12 protein-coding genes are annotated in these 14,943 nt (G+C 63.9%); 7 read left to right on the top strand and 5 right to left on the bottom strand.

What is annotated here, in order from left to right:
* Positions 1-2 precede the first annotated feature (2 nt).
* From HEQ22_RS02635 to HEQ22_RS02625, 3 genes are read left to right on the top strand one after another with little or no spacing between them, the layout of a single operon-like run.
* Entirely contained in the window at positions 3-398 is a 396-nt protein-coding gene (locus HEQ22_RS02635; RefSeq protein WP_432769650.1) for an E2/UBC family protein, read from the top strand.
* On the top strand, positions 395-1,804 hold the full coding sequence (locus tag HEQ22_RS02630) for a ThiF family adenylyltransferase (protein WP_432769649.1): 1,410 nt from the start codon (positions 395-397) through the stop codon (positions 1,802-1,804). Before HEQ22_RS02635 ends, HEQ22_RS02630 begins: the two co-directional genes overlap by 4 nt.
* Positions 1,801-2,181, top strand: a complete 381-nt coding sequence (locus tag HEQ22_RS02625; protein WP_432769648.1) for a DUF6527 family protein — start codon at positions 1,801-1,803, stop codon at positions 2,179-2,181. The genes HEQ22_RS02630 and HEQ22_RS02625 overlap by 4 nt, the downstream gene beginning before the upstream one ends.
* Positions 2,182-2,329: 148 nt before the next feature.
* On the opposite strand, the gene lepA is transcribed toward HEQ22_RS02625, so the two are convergent.
* Positions 2,330-4,153 carry a translation elongation factor 4 gene (gene lepA / locus HEQ22_RS02620; protein ID WP_432769647.1) on the bottom strand — a complete coding sequence of 608 codons (1,824 nt, stop codon included), beginning with the start codon at positions 4,151-4,153 and terminating at the stop codon, positions 2,330-2,332.
* 416 nt (positions 4,154-4,569) lie between these two features.
* On the opposite strand from lepA, the gene HEQ22_RS02615 reads away from it, so the two are divergent.
* Positions 4,570-7,668 (top strand): type ISP restriction/modification enzyme, encoded by a 3,099-nt coding sequence (locus HEQ22_RS02615; RefSeq protein ID WP_432769646.1) that lies wholly within the window; start codon positions 4,570-4,572, stop codon positions 7,666-7,668.
* 489 nt (positions 7,669-8,157) lie between these two features.
* Here the strand turns inward: HEQ22_RS02615 and HEQ22_RS02610 are convergent, their stop codons facing one another.
* The 4 genes from HEQ22_RS02610 to argH form a co-directional block, all read right to left on the bottom strand.
* Positions 8,158-8,925, bottom strand: a complete 768-nt coding sequence (locus tag HEQ22_RS02610) for a siroheme synthase (protein WP_432769645.1) — start codon at positions 8,923-8,925, stop codon at positions 8,158-8,160.
* Entirely contained in the window at positions 8,925-10,184 is a 1,260-nt protein-coding gene (gene lysA / locus HEQ22_RS02605; RefSeq protein ID WP_432769644.1) for a diaminopimelate decarboxylase, read from the bottom strand. The genes HEQ22_RS02610 and lysA overlap by 1 nt, the downstream gene beginning before the upstream one ends.
* A gap of 134 nt (positions 10,185-10,318) precedes the next feature.
* The gene (locus HEQ22_RS02600) at positions 10,319-10,570 is read right to left on the bottom strand and encodes a hypothetical protein (RefSeq protein WP_432769643.1); all 252 of its coding nucleotides are present in this window, start codon (positions 10,568-10,570) and stop codon (positions 10,319-10,321) included.
* Positions 10,570-11,946: an argininosuccinate lyase gene (argH, locus tag HEQ22_RS02595; protein ID WP_432770927.1), complete on the bottom strand. Its 1,377-nt coding sequence runs from the start codon at positions 11,944-11,946 to the stop codon at positions 10,570-10,572. Before argH ends, HEQ22_RS02600 begins: the two co-directional genes overlap by 1 nt.
* Here argH and HEQ22_RS02590 point away from each other — a divergent pair.
* From HEQ22_RS02590 to HEQ22_RS02580, 3 genes are read left to right on the top strand one after another with little or no spacing between them, the layout of a single operon-like run.
* On the top strand, positions 11,945-12,568 hold the full coding sequence (locus HEQ22_RS02590) for a TlpA family protein disulfide reductase (protein ID WP_432769642.1): 624 nt from the start codon (positions 11,945-11,947) through the stop codon (positions 12,566-12,568). The genes argH and HEQ22_RS02590 overlap by 2 nt on opposite strands.
* A gap of 27 nt (positions 12,569-12,595) precedes the next feature.
* Entirely contained in the window at positions 12,596-13,792 is a 1,197-nt protein-coding gene (locus HEQ22_RS02585; RefSeq protein WP_432769641.1) for a CoA transferase, read from the top strand.
* On the top strand, positions 13,789-14,943 hold the full coding sequence (locus HEQ22_RS02580; RefSeq protein ID WP_432769640.1) for an acyl-CoA dehydrogenase family protein: 1,155 nt from the start codon (positions 13,789-13,791) through the stop codon (positions 14,941-14,943). The genes HEQ22_RS02585 and HEQ22_RS02580 overlap by 4 nt, the downstream gene beginning before the upstream one ends.

Below are 14,943 nucleotides of genomic sequence, written 5' to 3'. Positions count from 1 at the left end.
CAATGCGTCGGCAGTTCGATTTGTTGCCCGAAGACGAGCAACTCCTCAACGATTACGGCCTGCCTTGGGAAACGGTCGTGGATGGATCCCAATGGGTTCTCATCCACGACTTCCCCACGCATGAAGGCTACAATCACAAGACCGTCATTGCGGCTATCCGGCTGAAAACGGGCTATCCCAACACCGCTTTGGATATGGTCTATTTTCATCCGGCGCTTGCCCGCACCGACGGTCGCCCGATTGGGGCGACGCAAGCGGTGCAGCAGATCGCGGGGCTTTCTTATCAGCGTTGGTCACGTCACCGCACGGCGCAAAATCCTTGGCGGCCCGCCATCGACAGCCTCGGCACGCACATCGTGTTGATCGAAGATTGGCTGCAGCGGGAGTTCGAGAAATGAACCCGCCCATCACCTTGAGCATGACGGACGATCAGCACCGTCGCCTGCACACTCATCTGTTCCCCGGCGACGGTAAGGAGGCGGTTGCCGTCCTTCTTTGCGCACGTCGGCGCGGCGATCGGCGGCATCGCCTACTTGTGCGGTACGTCGAAGAAATTCCGCACGCGCAATGTGAACGAACGGCGGTGAGCGTGACGTGGCAGACGGATGCCATCGAAGATATTCTCAACCGCGCGGAAGCCGAAGGGTTGAGCTTCATCAAGATTCATAGCCACCCCAATGGCTATCCCGCTTTTTCACCGACCGATGACAGAAGCGATGGTCTTCTGTTGCCGATGGTTCGCGACTCAACCGAGATTGATGCCCCTCATGGCAGTGCCATCATGATGCCATCGGGTGAGGTATTCGGACGCGTCCTGGTCCAAGATAAGTTGATGCCCATCGAATGCGTCAATGTCGTCGGCGATGATTTGCAGTTTTGGTATCCAGCGGGTGGCGACAAATCCATCCCGAGCTTCGCTGCGTCTCACGCGCAGATTTTCGATGAAGGCACGATTGAACGGCTACGCCGCTTGGCGGTTGCCGTAGTTGGCTGTTCGGGGACCGGAAGCCCCGTCATCGAGCAGCTTTTCCGCTTGGGCGTCGGCGAAATTGTCTTGGTCGATGACGATCATATCGAAGATCGCAACGTCAACCGCATCCTCAATTCAACGATGGACGATGCCGCGAAGAAACGCCCGAAAACGGATGTTATCGGCGATAACATCGACCGCGCCGGACTTGGCACGCGAGTTATACGCGTCACCGGCAATCTCTGGTCGCCTCACGTCGTGCGCGAGGTCGCCCAATGCGATGTCGTGTTCGGCTGCATGGATACCATCGACGGGCGCTACCTGCTGAACACGCTCGCGACGTTCTACCTGCAACCCTATTTTGACATTGGCGTGCGCCTCGACGCGGTGCGCGAGGGGCCGAACAAGGGCAAGATACGGGAGGTGTGCGGCACCGTTCACTACCTGCTGCCCGGCAAGTCCAGCCTGATGACGCGCGGCCTTTTCACCATGAAGCAAGTGGCCGATGCCGGACTGCGCCGCACCGATCCGGCAGCGCACGCGCAGCAAATGAAGGACGGCTACATTGCCGGGGTCCAAGGCCACCGGCCTGCCGTCATCAGTGTAAATATGTATGCCGCGTCGCTTGCGGTGAACGAATTGCTCGCCAGACTTCACCCGTTCAGGGAGGAAGAGAACGGTGATTATGGGTCGGTTACATTCAGCTTGGCGAGCATGGAACTGATGTACGAGCGCCATAGTGAGCCATGCGAACTGCTCGAGCCACATGTGGGCAAAGGCGACATGCGGCCGTTGCTGCGGCTAACCGAACTTTCTGAAAAGCCAAAACCATGAAGTGGCTCCTGACAGCCTGGCGTTGGCTCCTTCGACCTTTTGTCGGTCGCCGCTATGGTCAGAAATCGAAGCCATACCGCACCGTTATTGTGAATGAGGCACTTCCAGCGCAGCTCGCTGCCGATACGATTTACGTCGTCGATGACGATGGCTTTTTAGAACAGGCGGCGATGCTGTGTCCGTGCGGTTGCGGGCACATACTGCATATGAACCTTCTGCCGGACGATCGGCCATGCTGGCAACTCACTCAGCACGCGGATGGCACGGCAACGCTGTACCCGTCGGTATGGCGGAAAAGGGATTGCGGTTCGCATTTCTGGTTCCGGCAAGGCCAAGTGGTTTGGTGTGCCGACGAATCTTTCAGCGACGCATACTGACGTTGCCAATTGCCAATTGCCAATCGCGCCCAAGGCTGGGGCGGCTGCCCCGAGCTCGCTGCGAATCGCCCTCCGCATGCAGCGAACGGCAGCTATCCGGCCTTCGGTTCAATGGCCGGTACGGCTTAGATTAGGCGCAAAGCTCCAGCTAAGCATCATCCCCCATCCGCAGCGCGGCGATAAACGCCTCCTGCGGGATGTTCACGTTGCCATATTCGCGCATCCGCTTTTTGCCTTCCTTCTGCTTTTCGAGCAGCTTTTTCTTGCGGGTCGCGTCGCCGCCATAGCATTTGGCGGTCACGTCCTTGCGCAGCGCGGCGATGGTTTCGCGGGCGATCACTTTCCCGCCGATCGCGGCCTGGATCGGGATCTTGAACATGTGGCGCGGGATCAGGTCTTTCAGCCGCTCGCACATGCCGCGGCCGCGGGTTTCGGCGGTGCCGCGGTGGACGATCATGCTCAGCGCGTCGACCGGCTCGTTGTTGACGAGAATGCTCATCTTGACGAGGTCGCCGGGGCGGTGGCCGATCTGGTGATAGTCGAAGCTGGCGTAACCGCGGCTGATGCTCTTCAGCCGGTCATAGAAATCGAACACCACCTCGTTGAGCGGCAGTTCATAGGTGATCTGCGCGCGGCCGCCGACATAGGTCAGGTTCTTCTGCACCCCGCGGCGGTCCTGGCACAGCTTCAGGATCGGCCCCAGATATTCGTCGGGGACATAGATCACCGCCTCGATCCACGGCTCCTCGATCTCGTCGATGCGGTTGGGGTCGGGCATGTCGGCGGGGTTGTGGAGCTCGATCTCCTTCGCCGCCTCATTCTTGGTATGGCCCAGCTTCAGCTTGTAGACCACCGACGGCGCGGTGGTGATCAGGTCGAGGTCATACTCGCGGGTCAGCCGCTCCTGAATGATCTCGAGGTGGAGCAGGCCGAGGAAGCCGCAGCGAAAGCCGAAGCCAAGCGCGGCCGAGCTTTCCATCTCGAACGAGAAGCTGGCGTCGTTGAGGCGCAGCTTCTGGATGCTCTCGCGCAATTTCTCGAAGTCGTTGGCGTCGGTCGGGAACATGCCGCAGAAGACGACGGGCTGGACTTCCTTGAACCCCGGCAGCGCCTGCGCCGCGGGCTTCTTGGCGTCGGTGACGGTGTCGCCGACGCGCGCCTGTGCGACGTCCTTGATCTGCGCGGTGATGAAGCCGATTTCGCCGGGGCCGAGCTCGGTCAGCTGCTCGATCTTGGGCGTGAAACAACCGACGCGGTCGATCAGATGGGTGGTGCCCGCCTGCATGAACTTGATCTGCTGGCCTTTTTTCAGCACCCCGTCGATCACGCGGATCAGGATAACGACGCCCAGATAGGGGTCGTACCAGCTGTCGACGAGCATCGCGACGAGCGGCGCATTCGCGTCGCCCTTCGGCGGCGGGATGCGCGTGACGATCGCCTCCAGCGCTTCCTCGATGCCGATGCCGGCCTTGGCGCTGGCGAGCACGGCGTCGTCGGCGGGCAGCCCGATGATATCCTCGATCTCGGCCTTCACCTTGTCGACGTCGGCCGCGGGCAGGTCGATCTTGTTGATAACCGGCACGATCTCATGGTCGTGCTCGATCGACTGATAGACGTTCGCCAGCGTCTGCGCCTCGACCCCCTGCGCCGCGTCGACGACGAGCAACGCGCCCTCGCACGCCGCCAGCGAACGCGACACTTCATAAGCGAAGTCGACATGGCCGGGCGTGTCCATCAGGTTGAGCTCGTACGTCTCCCCATCATGCGCCTTATACTTCAGGCGCACCGTCTGCGCCTTGATCGTGATCCCGCGCTCTTTCTCGATGTCCATATTATCAAGAACTTGCGCCGACATCTCGCGCGCGGTCAGCCCCCCGGTGAACTGGATCAACCGGTCCGCAAGCGTCGACTTGCCATGATCAATGTGAGCAATAATGCTGAAATTACGGATGTGGGACAAAGGCGTGGTCATGTGCGGCGCACTAGCAGGGGTTTGCGGCGCTGTCAGCAGCGTCTTAAGGCGACAAAAGATACGCATGTGCAGCGTGGAACTGTCTCCTTTGTCGCTTTAGCGATCCAAAGTTCAGGAAAGTTCAGCCTTGCGGCGCATGTTTTTCGCGACGCTTTTTCCGTTTCGGCCGGGTGAGGGTGCGGGTCGTGTTGGCGGCGCGCAGCCGTGGTCGGCCCCGCGATGGCGAGGACGGCGGGCGGAGATCGACAGAGTCAAAGAACGAAAGAGGAACATTGCATAGCGCGGTTATGTAGGAAAGCGGTTTTTCGCGCGAAGGCGCGGAGGCAGAAAGAAGAGGGTCTCACGCGAAGGCGTGAAGGCGCGAAGAGGTTGCGCGCCGCGATGCGCGGCGGCATGACGGGATCGGGGAGATATTCTTGAGCCAGCAACTGATTAACGAGTATCGCGCCGAACTCGACCGGCTGCGCGCCGTGTCGGGCAGCCGCCGCGAAAGCGTGCTGCGCGAGGCGTTCAAGGATTTGCTCAAGCGCTGGGGCAAGACGCACGACCTGCAATTCATCGCCGAGCATGACATCGTCACCAAGGCGATGAACCGCATCTACCTCGACGGCGCCTTACTCCACGGGCTGCGCGTACCCTTTGGCTATTGGGAGGCAAAGGACGAGAGCGACGATCTGGAAAAGGAGATCGAGGCCAAGTTCCGCAAGGGCTATCCGCGCGACAATATCATCTTCACCGACGATGCGACCGCGGTGCTGTGGCAGGATGGCGCCGAAGTCATGCGCGCCGCGATGCAGGCCGACGACGACAGCCTGCTGAAGCTGTTGGCGCGCTTTTTTGCGCATGAGCGGCAGGAAGTTGCCGATTTCAACAAGGCGGTGAAACAGTTCGCAACTGACCTGCCTGAAATTTTGAAAGCGCTGCGCGAAAGGATCGCCGAAAAGCGCGCCGCCAGCCGCGACTTCGCCGCCGCCGAGGCGGCGTTCCTGCAGCACGCGCGCGACGCGATCAATCCGATCGTCAGCGAAGAGGATGTGCAGGAAATGCTGATCCAGCATGTCCTGACCGAAGATATTTTCGCCAAGGTTTTCGACAACCCCGATTTCCACCAGCACAATAATATCGCCGCCGAACTGAAGAAGGTCGAAGATGCGCTGTTCGGGCGCGGCGAAAAGGCGCAGTTGCTGCGCGCGCTCGCGCCTTATTATTCGGGCATCGCCAGCACCGCCGCACTGATCCAGAGCCATTCCGAAAAACAGGGGTTTCTGAAGGCGCTCTACGAGGATTTCTATAAGGCATATAACAAGAAGGCCGCCGACCGGCTGGGTGTCGTCTATACGCCGGGGGAGATCGTGCGCTTCATGATCCGCAGCGCCGACTGGCTGTGCGAAAAGCATTTCGGCAAGAATCTGGAGGATCATGGCGTCGAGATCCTGGACCCCGCGACCGGCACCGGCACCTTCATCGTCGAGCTGCTGGAATATTTTCGCGGCAACCACGACAAGCTGCGCCGCAAGTACAAGGAGGAGCTGCACGCCAATGAGGTGGCGATCCTGCCCTATTATGTGGCCAATCTGAACATCGAGGCGACCTATCAGGCGATTACCGGCCAGTTCGCCGAGTTCGAAAATCTGTGCTTTGTCGACACGCTGGACAATGTCGACGGGCTGGGCATCCATTCGGGATATCAGTTCGACCTGCTCGGCAGCCTGACCGACGAAAATATCGAACGCATCAAACGCCAGAACCGCCGCAAGATCAGCGTCATCATCGGCAATCCGCCGTACAACGCGAACCAGCAGAACGAAAACGACAACAACAAGAACCGTGCCTATGCGCACATCGACGACCGGATCAAGCGGACTTATATCAAGGAAAGCACGGCCCAGAAAACCAAGCTCTATGATATGTATGCGCGCTTCTATCGTTGGGCCAGTGATCGGCTCGGCGATGAAGGATTGATTGCGTTCGTTACCAATAATGGCTTCCTAGATGCGCGTAACTATGACGGGTTCCGTAAATTGATTGCCAAAGAGTTTTGTGAAGCGTGGATCGTAGATCTAAAGGGCAATGCCCGTAATAGTGGTGAGCGTCGACAACGTGAGGGAGGGAATGTCTTTGAAGACAAGATAAAAGTAGGAGTCGCAATTACCTTTTTGGTCCGTCGTAAGACGAGGCAGCCATTTCGGATAAAATATCACAGCGTGCCGGACTATATGAAAAGCGACGAGAAGAGGGACTTTGTTGCCGAACTTCGGTTAGATCGCGCGGCTTTTCAATCGCTTACGCCCACGGAAGATGGTGCTTGGGTCGATCAAGGTGAAACAAGCTATAGTGAATATATTCCCATTGCTGATCGAAAGACCAAAATCAGGAACAGTCGTGGAACGGACCGAGCCGTCTTCCGGCTTTATTCCTTGGGGCTCGTTACAAATCGTGACGACTGGCTTTATGGGCGACCCGGCTCAGTAGCGCCGAAAGTCGAGACTTTTATCGCAGCTTATGAGAGTGAACGAAGCCGATGGCAGACAAGGCCTAAAACCATAAAAATTAACGATTTCGTCGATCGATCGATCAAGTGGACAAGTGAGTTGGAAGCTTATCTGGTCAAGGGAACTCCACTGCGATTCGAGACGCAAGCCCTGAGGCCTTCGTTGTACAGACCATATAGTAAGCTCGAGACTTATTTCGCGCCCATACTTACGCACCGACCGTATCAGCAGCCGTCAATTTTCCCATTCTCCGGCGCAGGCAACGTAGCCTTGGTTTTCGGCTTCGAAAAACGCGCAGATTTTGCAGTATTGGCGACTGACGCGATACCAAACAAAGATATGTTTATGCCTAGTGCGGCTCAGACGCTCCCTCGTTATCGCTACACCAAAGCGGGCGAGCGCCTCGATAACATCACCGATTGGGTCTTCAACAAATTTGTCGCGCATTATGGCAAGAAGGGCGTCACCAAGGACGCGATCTTTGCCTATGTCTATGCCGTCCTGCACGACCCCGTCTATCGCGAGACCTATGCGTTGAACCTGAAGCGCGAGTTTCCGCGCATCCCCTTTTATCCCGACTTCGCGCAGTGGGTCGCATGGGGCGAGGCGTTGATGGCGACGCATATCGGGTATGAGGCGGTCGAACCCTGGCCGGTGCAGCGCACCGATACGCCCAACGCCAAACGCGCCGCCGGAACGCACCCGAAACCGGCGCTGAAATCGCTGCCTGAAACGGGTGTCGTGCGGGTCGACGAGGATACACAGATCGGCGGCATCCCCGCCGAGGCGTGGCAGTACCGGCTGGGCAATCGCAGCGCGATCGACTGGGTGCTGGACCAGCACAAGGAAAAGACCCCGCGCGACCCGACGATCCGCGAGAAGTTCAACACCTATCGCTTTGCCGATTACAAGGAGAGCATGATCGACCTGCTGGCGAAGGTGGTGCGGGTGAGCGTCGATACGGTAGCGATTACCGAGGCGATGAAGGCGCTCGACCGCAGCGGGTGGGCGGAGGCGGAATAGCCGGGCTTCGCGGCTGCCTTGCTTTGCGCCTTTGCGCCTTTGCGTGAGATTATTGTGTTGGATGGGGCTTGAACCGCCGGGGAGACGCGAAACGTATGTGGCGGCGGCGCGATATTTGGCGCGCAGACGCGCGCGGTCCCCTCTCCCCGGCCCTCTCCCGCAAGGGGAGAGGGAGTCTGATCCTCCCGGTCGGGTCGCGATAGGGAGGGGGGCCGCCCGGAGGGTGGTGGAGGGGCCGCAACGCCGGTGCCAACGCCCCTCCGTCAGCCTTTCAGGCTGCCACCTCCCCATGGCTTCGCCACGGGGAGGATCAGATGGCCAGCCACCGCCTGCAATCGTCCCTGACCCGCGCATCCCCATCGCCCAGCCCGCGTTCCAGCACCGCCGCCCTGCCCTCGTCCTGTGCCACCGCGGCCAGCGCGATCCCGGATCAAGTCCGGGCTGACGATGAGGGGGCAGTCCGGCTTTGGTCGCAGGGGACTCCCCGCCCTATAGCGCCAGCCACAGCGACAGCCCCGGCGGCGAAGCGGCGGGGGGGGTGTCGGCGATGTGGCGCGCGGCGTCGGCGCGGGCGCGGGCGAGGATCGCGGCGGGGACGGTGGCGGGGTGATAGATGTGGTCGGCCTCGCCGAGCAGGCGCGCGGCGCGCAGCGTGAGCTCGTCGGGGTCGGCGCTGGTCAGGCGGATCGCCTCAAACCGCGAGGGTGCCGCCGCGCCGTCGCTTGCCAGCCAGGCTTCGATCTGGTCGGCAGCATCGTCGGCGAGCGGATCGAGCGCGCCGCCGGGGGCGAGCGCGGCGTCGATCGCGCGGCGGCGGTCGGCGGCGGCGGGCCAGCGCGCCTTCATCACGTCGCGCGCCGCGTGGAGCGCCGCGGCGAGCGCGCCGAGCCTGGCCGGGAGCAGCGCCTCGATGCGTTGACGGACGGCTTTCGCCAGCCCCGCCGAGGCGCCGCCGGTGCCGATCGCGATGGTGACCGGGGCGCGATCGACGATCGCCGGGGTGGTGAAATCGCACAGCGCGGGGCGATCGACGACGTTGACGAGCAGACCGCCGGCGCGCAGCGCGTCGGCCGCGGCGCGCGCCGCATCCTCGTCATCGAGCGCGACGAAGGCGACGGTCGCGCCCGCTTCCCACCCCGGCACGATCCGCCCGCCGGCGCGTTCGATCAGCCGCGCCTTGGCGTCGGCCGCCTCCCCCTCCCCGACCAGCACGACCGTGCGGCCGGCGAGGTTCAGGAAGATGGGGAGTTGCTGCATCAGTCGATCCAGTCGGGCACGCGCTCGGCGGCCATGATCGTGCCGGCGGCGATGCGGTCGGCGACGGTGACATAGCGGTCGCCATCGACGAGCACCTCGGGCACCAGGCTGCGGCTGTTGTAGGTCGAGGCCATCGTCGCGCCATAGGCGCCGGCGGTGCGGAAGACCGCGAGGTCGCCCGCTGCGACGGTATCGATGACGCGGTCGCGCGCGAAGGTGTCGCCGGTCTCGCACACCGGGCCGACGATCGACGCGGTCATCTTGTCGCCGCCGGGCCGCACCGCGACGAACTCGTGATAGGCGTCATAGAGCGCGGGGCGCGCGAGATCGTTCATCGCGGCATCGACGATGACGAAGGGATGCGTCGCGCCGGGCTTGACCCACAGCACTTCGGTCAGCAGCACCCCGGTGTTGCCGGCGATGACGCGGCCGGGTTCGAACATCAGGGTGACGTCCCAGTCCTTCGTCACCCGCGCCACCATCGCGCCATAGTCTGCCGGCGATGGCGGATTGTCGTCGGGATGGTACGGCACGCCGAGTCCGCCGCCGAGATCGACATGGGTGATGCTGTGCCCCGCGGCGCGCAGGTCGGCGACGAGGCGGCCGACGCGCGTGAACGCCGCCTCGAGCGGATCGAGGCTGGTCAGCTGGCTGCCGATATGCAGCGCGATGCCGCGCATCTGGAGGCCGGGCAGACCGGCGAGACGGCCGAAAATCTCGGGCGCGGCGTCGATGCCGACGCCAAACTTGTTTTCGGCCTTGCCGGTCGAAATCTTGGCGTGGGTGCCGGCATCGACATCGGGATTGACGCGCAGCACCGCGCGCGCGGTGACTTCCTTCTTGAGCGCTATTTCGGCGAGCGCGACACCCTCGGGCTCATGCTCGATGTTGAACTGGCCGATGCCGCGGTCGAGCCCCTGCGCCAGTTCGGCGCGCGTCTTGCCGACCCCCGAAAAGACGATGTCGCCGGGCGCCATGCCCGCCGCGAGCGCGCGTTCGAGCTCGCCGCCCGAGACGACGTCGGCGCCATAACCCTGGCGCGCGAGGACGCGGAGCACGCCGAGGTTGGGGTTGCACTTGATCGCAAAGGCGATGTGCTTGCGGGGAATGTCCTGCAGCGCGTCGCGAAACACCTGAGCGTGGCGTTCGAGCGTCGCGCGCGAATAGACATAGACGGGGGTGCCAATCTCCTCGGCGATGCGTGGCAGCGGGATGTCTTCGGCGTGGAGGACGCCGTCGCGATAGGTGAAATGGTCCATTGAAATTAAATCCTGATTCTTCCCATTTTCCCGTTCGTGTCGAGCGAAGTCGAGACACCTATCGGGACGGCATCAGGCCGATGGGTGTCTCGACTTCGCTCGACACGAGCGGGTCAGTAAGAAAACGTCAAACCTCAGCCCGGGGGCGGCAGGTCGAAATCGTCGGGTTCGCGTTGTTCGGACCGTTTGAGAAGTTCGTCGCTGCGCGCGGGCCGGGCCTGCGCGTCGGGCGTCGTGAGTTCCTCCGTGGTCGGGGCGCGCGTCGCGCCGAGGGGGACGACCGGCGCAGGCTGACCCGCGACGGGCTTCAAATCTTCCTTGCTGCCGCACGCGCCGAGCAAGGTGACGGCGGCGAGCGTCGCGAAGACGAGGCGGGGGGTCGGCATCAGTCAATTCCTTCCAGCGCCGCGCGCGCGGTCGCGATAGCCTGTCTTACCCGTTCGGGCGCGGTGCCGCCATAGCTGAGGCGGCTCGCGACCGATGCCTCGACAGTCAGCGCCGCGAGCGCCGCCGGGGTCACCGCGGCGTGGATCGCCGCGGCGTCGGCGGCGGGCAGCGCCGACAGCTCGACGCCCAGTTCCTCGGCACGCTTGACCGCGGCACCGACGATGTGATGCGCCTCGCGGAACGGGACGCCGGCGTCGCGGACCAGCCAGTCGGCCAGATCGGTCGCGGTCGAATAGCCCGACGCAGCGAGCGCGCGCATCCGGTCGGTGCGAAAGGTCAGCGTTTCGACCATCCCGGTCATCGCCGCGAGCGACAGCGCGAGCGCGTCGAAGGCGCCGAAAACCGTTTCCTTGTCGTCCTGCAGATCCTTCGAATAGGTCAGCGGCAGGCCTTTGACGATCACCGCGAGGCGCTGGAACGCCCCGAGCAGCAGCCCGGCGCGCCCGCGCACCAGCTCGGCGGCGTCGGGGTTGCGCTTTTGCGGCATGATCGAGCTGCCGGTCGACCAGGCATCGGGGAGGCTGATGAAACCGAAGGGCTGGCTGGCCCAGATGACGATTTCTTCGGCAAGGCGCGACAGGTGGATCGCGGCGATCGACGCCGAGGCGCAAAATTCGAGCGCGAAGTCGCGGTCCGACACCGCGTCGATGCTGTTCGCCATCGGGCGGTCGAAGCCCAAGGCCGCGGCGGTGGCGTCGCGGTCGATCGGGAAACCGGTGCCCGCGAGCGCGGCGGCGCCGAGCGGCGATTCGTTGAGGCGGCGGCGCGCGTCGGCGAAGCGGCTGCGGTCGCGGCCAAGCATTTCGACATAGGCGAGCAGATGATGGCCGAGGGTCACCGGCTGCGCGACCTGCAGGTGGGTGAAGCCCGGCATGATGCTGCCCGCATGTTCGTCGGCGCGCGCGAGCAAGGCGGCCTGCATCGCCGCCAGCCCGGCGTCGATCCGGTCGCACGCGGTGCGCGTCCACAGGCGGAAATCGGTCGCGACCTGGTCGTTGCGCGAGCGCGCCGTGTGAAGGCGCCCGGCGGCGTCGCCGACAATCTCCTTCAGCCGCGATTCGACCGTCATGTGGATGTCTTCGAGCGCGAGATCGACGGGAACGCCGTTCGCGGCAAATTCTTCGGCGATTTGCGCAAGGCCGCGGTCGATCTGGACCGCGTCGTCTGCGCCGATGATGCCCGCCGCGCCGAGCATCGCGGCGTGGGCGCGGCTGGCGGCGATGTCTTCTTCCCAAAGGCGCTTGTCGACGGGGATCGAGGCATTAATTTCTTGCATGATCGCGGCGGGACCGCCACCGAAGCGGCCACCCCACATGCTGCTCTTGTCCGGAGAATCCGTCATCCGCCGCGTTCCAAACCCATATGCTGCGATCCTCGCCCTGCTGCTGGCCGGATCAATCGCGGGCTGCGATAGGGAAAAGCAGGCGGGCGGGCAAGCCGGGCAAGACCAAGCAAATGTTTCGGCCGGCCAAGCGAAGGGGCTGGGCCAGTTCGAATATATCATCGACCGCAGCCACAAGGGCGAAGCCGCGCCGACGGTGGCGTTCCGCGGTCCCGACGACGCCGCGGTGACGCTCGCGGCGTTCCGCGGACGGCCGCTGCTCGTCAACCTGTGGGCGACCTGGTGCGCGCCGTGCGTCGCGGAAATGCCGACGCTCGACACGCTTGCGGCGGCGCGCGCCGAGCGACTGACGGTGATCGCGGTCGCGCAGGATTTGCAGGGCGCGGCGATCGTCGATCCATGGTTCCAGAAGGCCAGGCTGACCACGCTCCAGCCCTATCTGGACCCCGAAAACGGCCTGCTCGATGCGGCGAACAGCGCGTTGCCGACGAGCATCCTCTACGACGCCGGGGGCCAAGAGGTCTGGCGGGTGGTCGGCGCTATCGACTGGGAGGGCAAGGAAGCCGCGGCATTGCTCGCCGAAGCGGGGGTCTGACGATGGGCGCGATGCGGAGCCGGCGCCATGTATGACTTCCTGCCCAACCTGTCGGTGATCGAAGCATCGTCCTTTGTCGCCTCGCCGACCGCGGGACTGTATCTCGCGCAGATGGGGGCGGAGGTGATCCGCGTCGACCAGATCGGCGGCGGCCCGGATTTCCGGCGCTGGCCGGTGACGGACAACAATGATTCGCTCTATTGGGAGAATCTCAACCGCGCGAAAAAGTCGGTGGCGCTCGACCTCGGCCGGCCCGAGGGGCGCGAACTGCTGCAGGCGCTGGTCCGCGCGACGGGCCAGTTTGTGACCAATTTCCCGGTCGGCGGCTTCCTGGCGCATGATGTGCTGGCGGAGGGCCGCCCCGACCTGATCACCGTGCGCGTGATGGGCTGGCCCGACGGCACCCCGGCGCTCGACTATACGGTGAACAATGCGGTCGGTTACCCGATGCTGACCGGCGCCGGCCCCGAGCCGGTCAACCATGTGCTGCCCGCGTGGGATTTGCTGACCGGTGCCTATGCCGCCTTCGCGCTGCTGGCGGCGATCCAGCGGCGGCAGGCGACCGGCGATGGCGGCGAAGTGCGCCTGCCGCTGTCCGACATCGCGATCGGCACCGTCGCCAATCTGGGCGGGATCGCCGAGGTCATGTATGGCGGCACCAACCGGCCGCGGCTGTGCAACGCCGTCTATGGGCTGTTCGGGCGCGATTTCGTGACGCGCGACGGCGAGCGGACGATGATCGTCGTCGTCACGCCGCGGCAGTGGGCGAACCTGATCGCGGCGCTGGACCTCGGCGGCGCCGTGGCGGCGATCGAGGCGGCGCGCGGCGTGTCCTTCGCCAGGGACGACGGGCTGCGCTTCGAGCATCGCGACGCGCTGTATCCGCTGTTCGAACAGGCCATCGGCACGCGTGACCATGCCGACCTTGCCGCCGCCTTCGACGCCGGCGGGATCGTCCATTCGCCGTATCGCACGATGCTCGACGCGGCGAACGACCCGGCGCTGGTCGCCGACAACCCGATCTTTGGGGCGACGGCGAACCCGAGCGGTTTCGCCTATCCCGCGGCCGGCGCCTTCGCGACCGTGCCGCAGCTGGACCGCGGGGCGCCGCAGCCGGCGCCGCGCAACGGCGAGCATAGCGAGGCGGTGCTCGCCGACCGGCTGGGGCTTTCCAGCGGCGCAATTGCCGCGCTGATCGACAAGGGACTGGTGGCGCAGGCATGACACAGGATTATGCGGACATCCGCGAAGAGGTCGCCAAGCTTTGCGCCGCCTTCCCCGGCCCTTATTGGCAGGCGAAAGACCGGGCGCGCGAATATCCGAGCGAGTTCGTCGCGGCATTGGGCGACGCGGGCTATCTCGCGGCGCTGATCCCCGAGGAATATGGCGGCGCGGGTCTGCCGCTGTCGGCCGCCGCGGCGATCCTCGAGGAAATCCAGCGCCAGGGGTGCAACGGCGGCGCGGTGCATGCGCAAATGTATGTGATGGGAACGGTGCTGCGCCACGGGTCCGAGGAGCAGAAGGCGCGTTACCTGCCGCGCGTCGCGACCGGCGAGCTGCGGTTGCAGGCGTTCGGGGTCACCGAACCGACGAGTGGCACCGATACGCTGAGCCTGAAGACCGTCGCGAAGAGGGATGGCGACGACTATGTGGTCAACGGCCAGAAACTGTGGACCAGTCGCGCCGAGCATAGCGACCTGATGATCCTGCTCGCCCGCACCACCCCGCGCGAGGCGGCCGCCAGCCGGACCGAGGGGCTGTCGGTCTTCCTCGTCGACATGAAAGAAGCGCTCGCCGCGGGGACGCTGACGATCCGGCCGATCGACACGATGATGAACCATGCGACGACCGAGATTTTCTTCGACAATATGCGCATCCCCGCCGCCAATCTGATCGGCGATGAGGGCAAGGGGTTCCGCTACATCCTGTCGGGTATGAACGCCGAGCGGCTGCTGATCGCCGCCGAGTGCATCGGCGATGCCAAGTGGTTCATCGAGAAGGCGAGTGCATACGCCAAGGAGCGCGTGCTGTTCGGACGGCCGATCGGCCAGAACCAGGGGGTGCAGTTCCCCATCAGCCGCGCCTATGCGCAGATGCGCGCCGCCGAACTGCTCGTCCATGACGGGATCGCCAAATATGAGGCCGGCGACAATGCCGGGGCCGAGGCGAACATGGCCAAAATGCTCGCCGCCGAAGCGAGCTGGGCGGCGGGCGAGGCGTGCATCCAGACCCACGGCGGCTTCGGCTTTGCCGCCGAATATGACATCGAGCGCAAGTTTCGCGAAACGCGGCTGTACCAGGTCGCGCCGATCAGCACGAACATGATCTTGTCCTACGTCGCCGAGCATGTGCTGGGACTGCCGCGCAGCTATTGA

This window comes from Sphingopyxis sp. (genome assembly GCF_050916055.1).
In the GTDB taxonomy this organism is placed as follows: domain Bacteria; phylum Pseudomonadota; class Alphaproteobacteria; order Sphingomonadales; family Sphingomonadaceae; genus Sphingopyxis.
The sequence above is the reverse complement of the archived record's forward strand: the minus strand, read 5'-3'. Positions and strand labels throughout refer to the sequence as shown.

Coding starts and splice junctions, on each gene's coding strand:
- HEQ22_RS02590 (WP_432769642.1), top strand. CDS start 11,945: ATGCTGCTCTTGTCCGGAGAATCCGTCATCCGCCGCGTTCCAAACCCA.
- HEQ22_RS02635 (WP_432769650.1), top strand. CDS start 3: ATGCGTCGGCAGTTCGATTTGTTGCCCGAAGACGAGCAACTCCTCAAC.
- HEQ22_RS02585 (WP_432769641.1), top strand. CDS start 12,596: ATGTATGACTTCCTGCCCAACCTGTCGGTGATCGAAGCATCGTCCTTT.
- HEQ22_RS02630 (WP_432769649.1), top strand. CDS start 395: ATGAACCCGCCCATCACCTTGAGCATGACGGACGATCAGCACCGTCGC.
- argH (WP_432770927.1), bottom strand. CDS start 11,946: ATGTGGGGTGGCCGCTTCGGTGGCGGTCCCGCCGCGATCATGCAAGAA.
- HEQ22_RS02610 (WP_432769645.1), bottom strand. CDS start 8,925: ATGCAGCAACTCCCCATCTTCCTGAACCTCGCCGGCCGCACGGTCGTG.
- HEQ22_RS02625 (WP_432769648.1), top strand. CDS start 1,801: ATGAAGTGGCTCCTGACAGCCTGGCGTTGGCTCCTTCGACCTTTTGTC.
- HEQ22_RS02600 (WP_432769643.1), bottom strand. CDS start 10,570: ATGCCGACCCCCCGCCTCGTCTTCGCGACGCTCGCCGCCGTCACCTTG.
- HEQ22_RS02580 (WP_432769640.1), top strand. CDS start 13,789: ATGACACAGGATTATGCGGACATCCGCGAAGAGGTCGCCAAGCTTTGC.
- lepA (WP_432769647.1), bottom strand. CDS start 4,153: ATGACCACGCCTTTGTCCCACATCCGTAATTTCAGCATTATTGCTCAC.
- lysA (WP_432769644.1), bottom strand. CDS start 10,184: ATGGACCATTTCACCTATCGCGACGGCGTCCTCCACGCCGAAGACATC.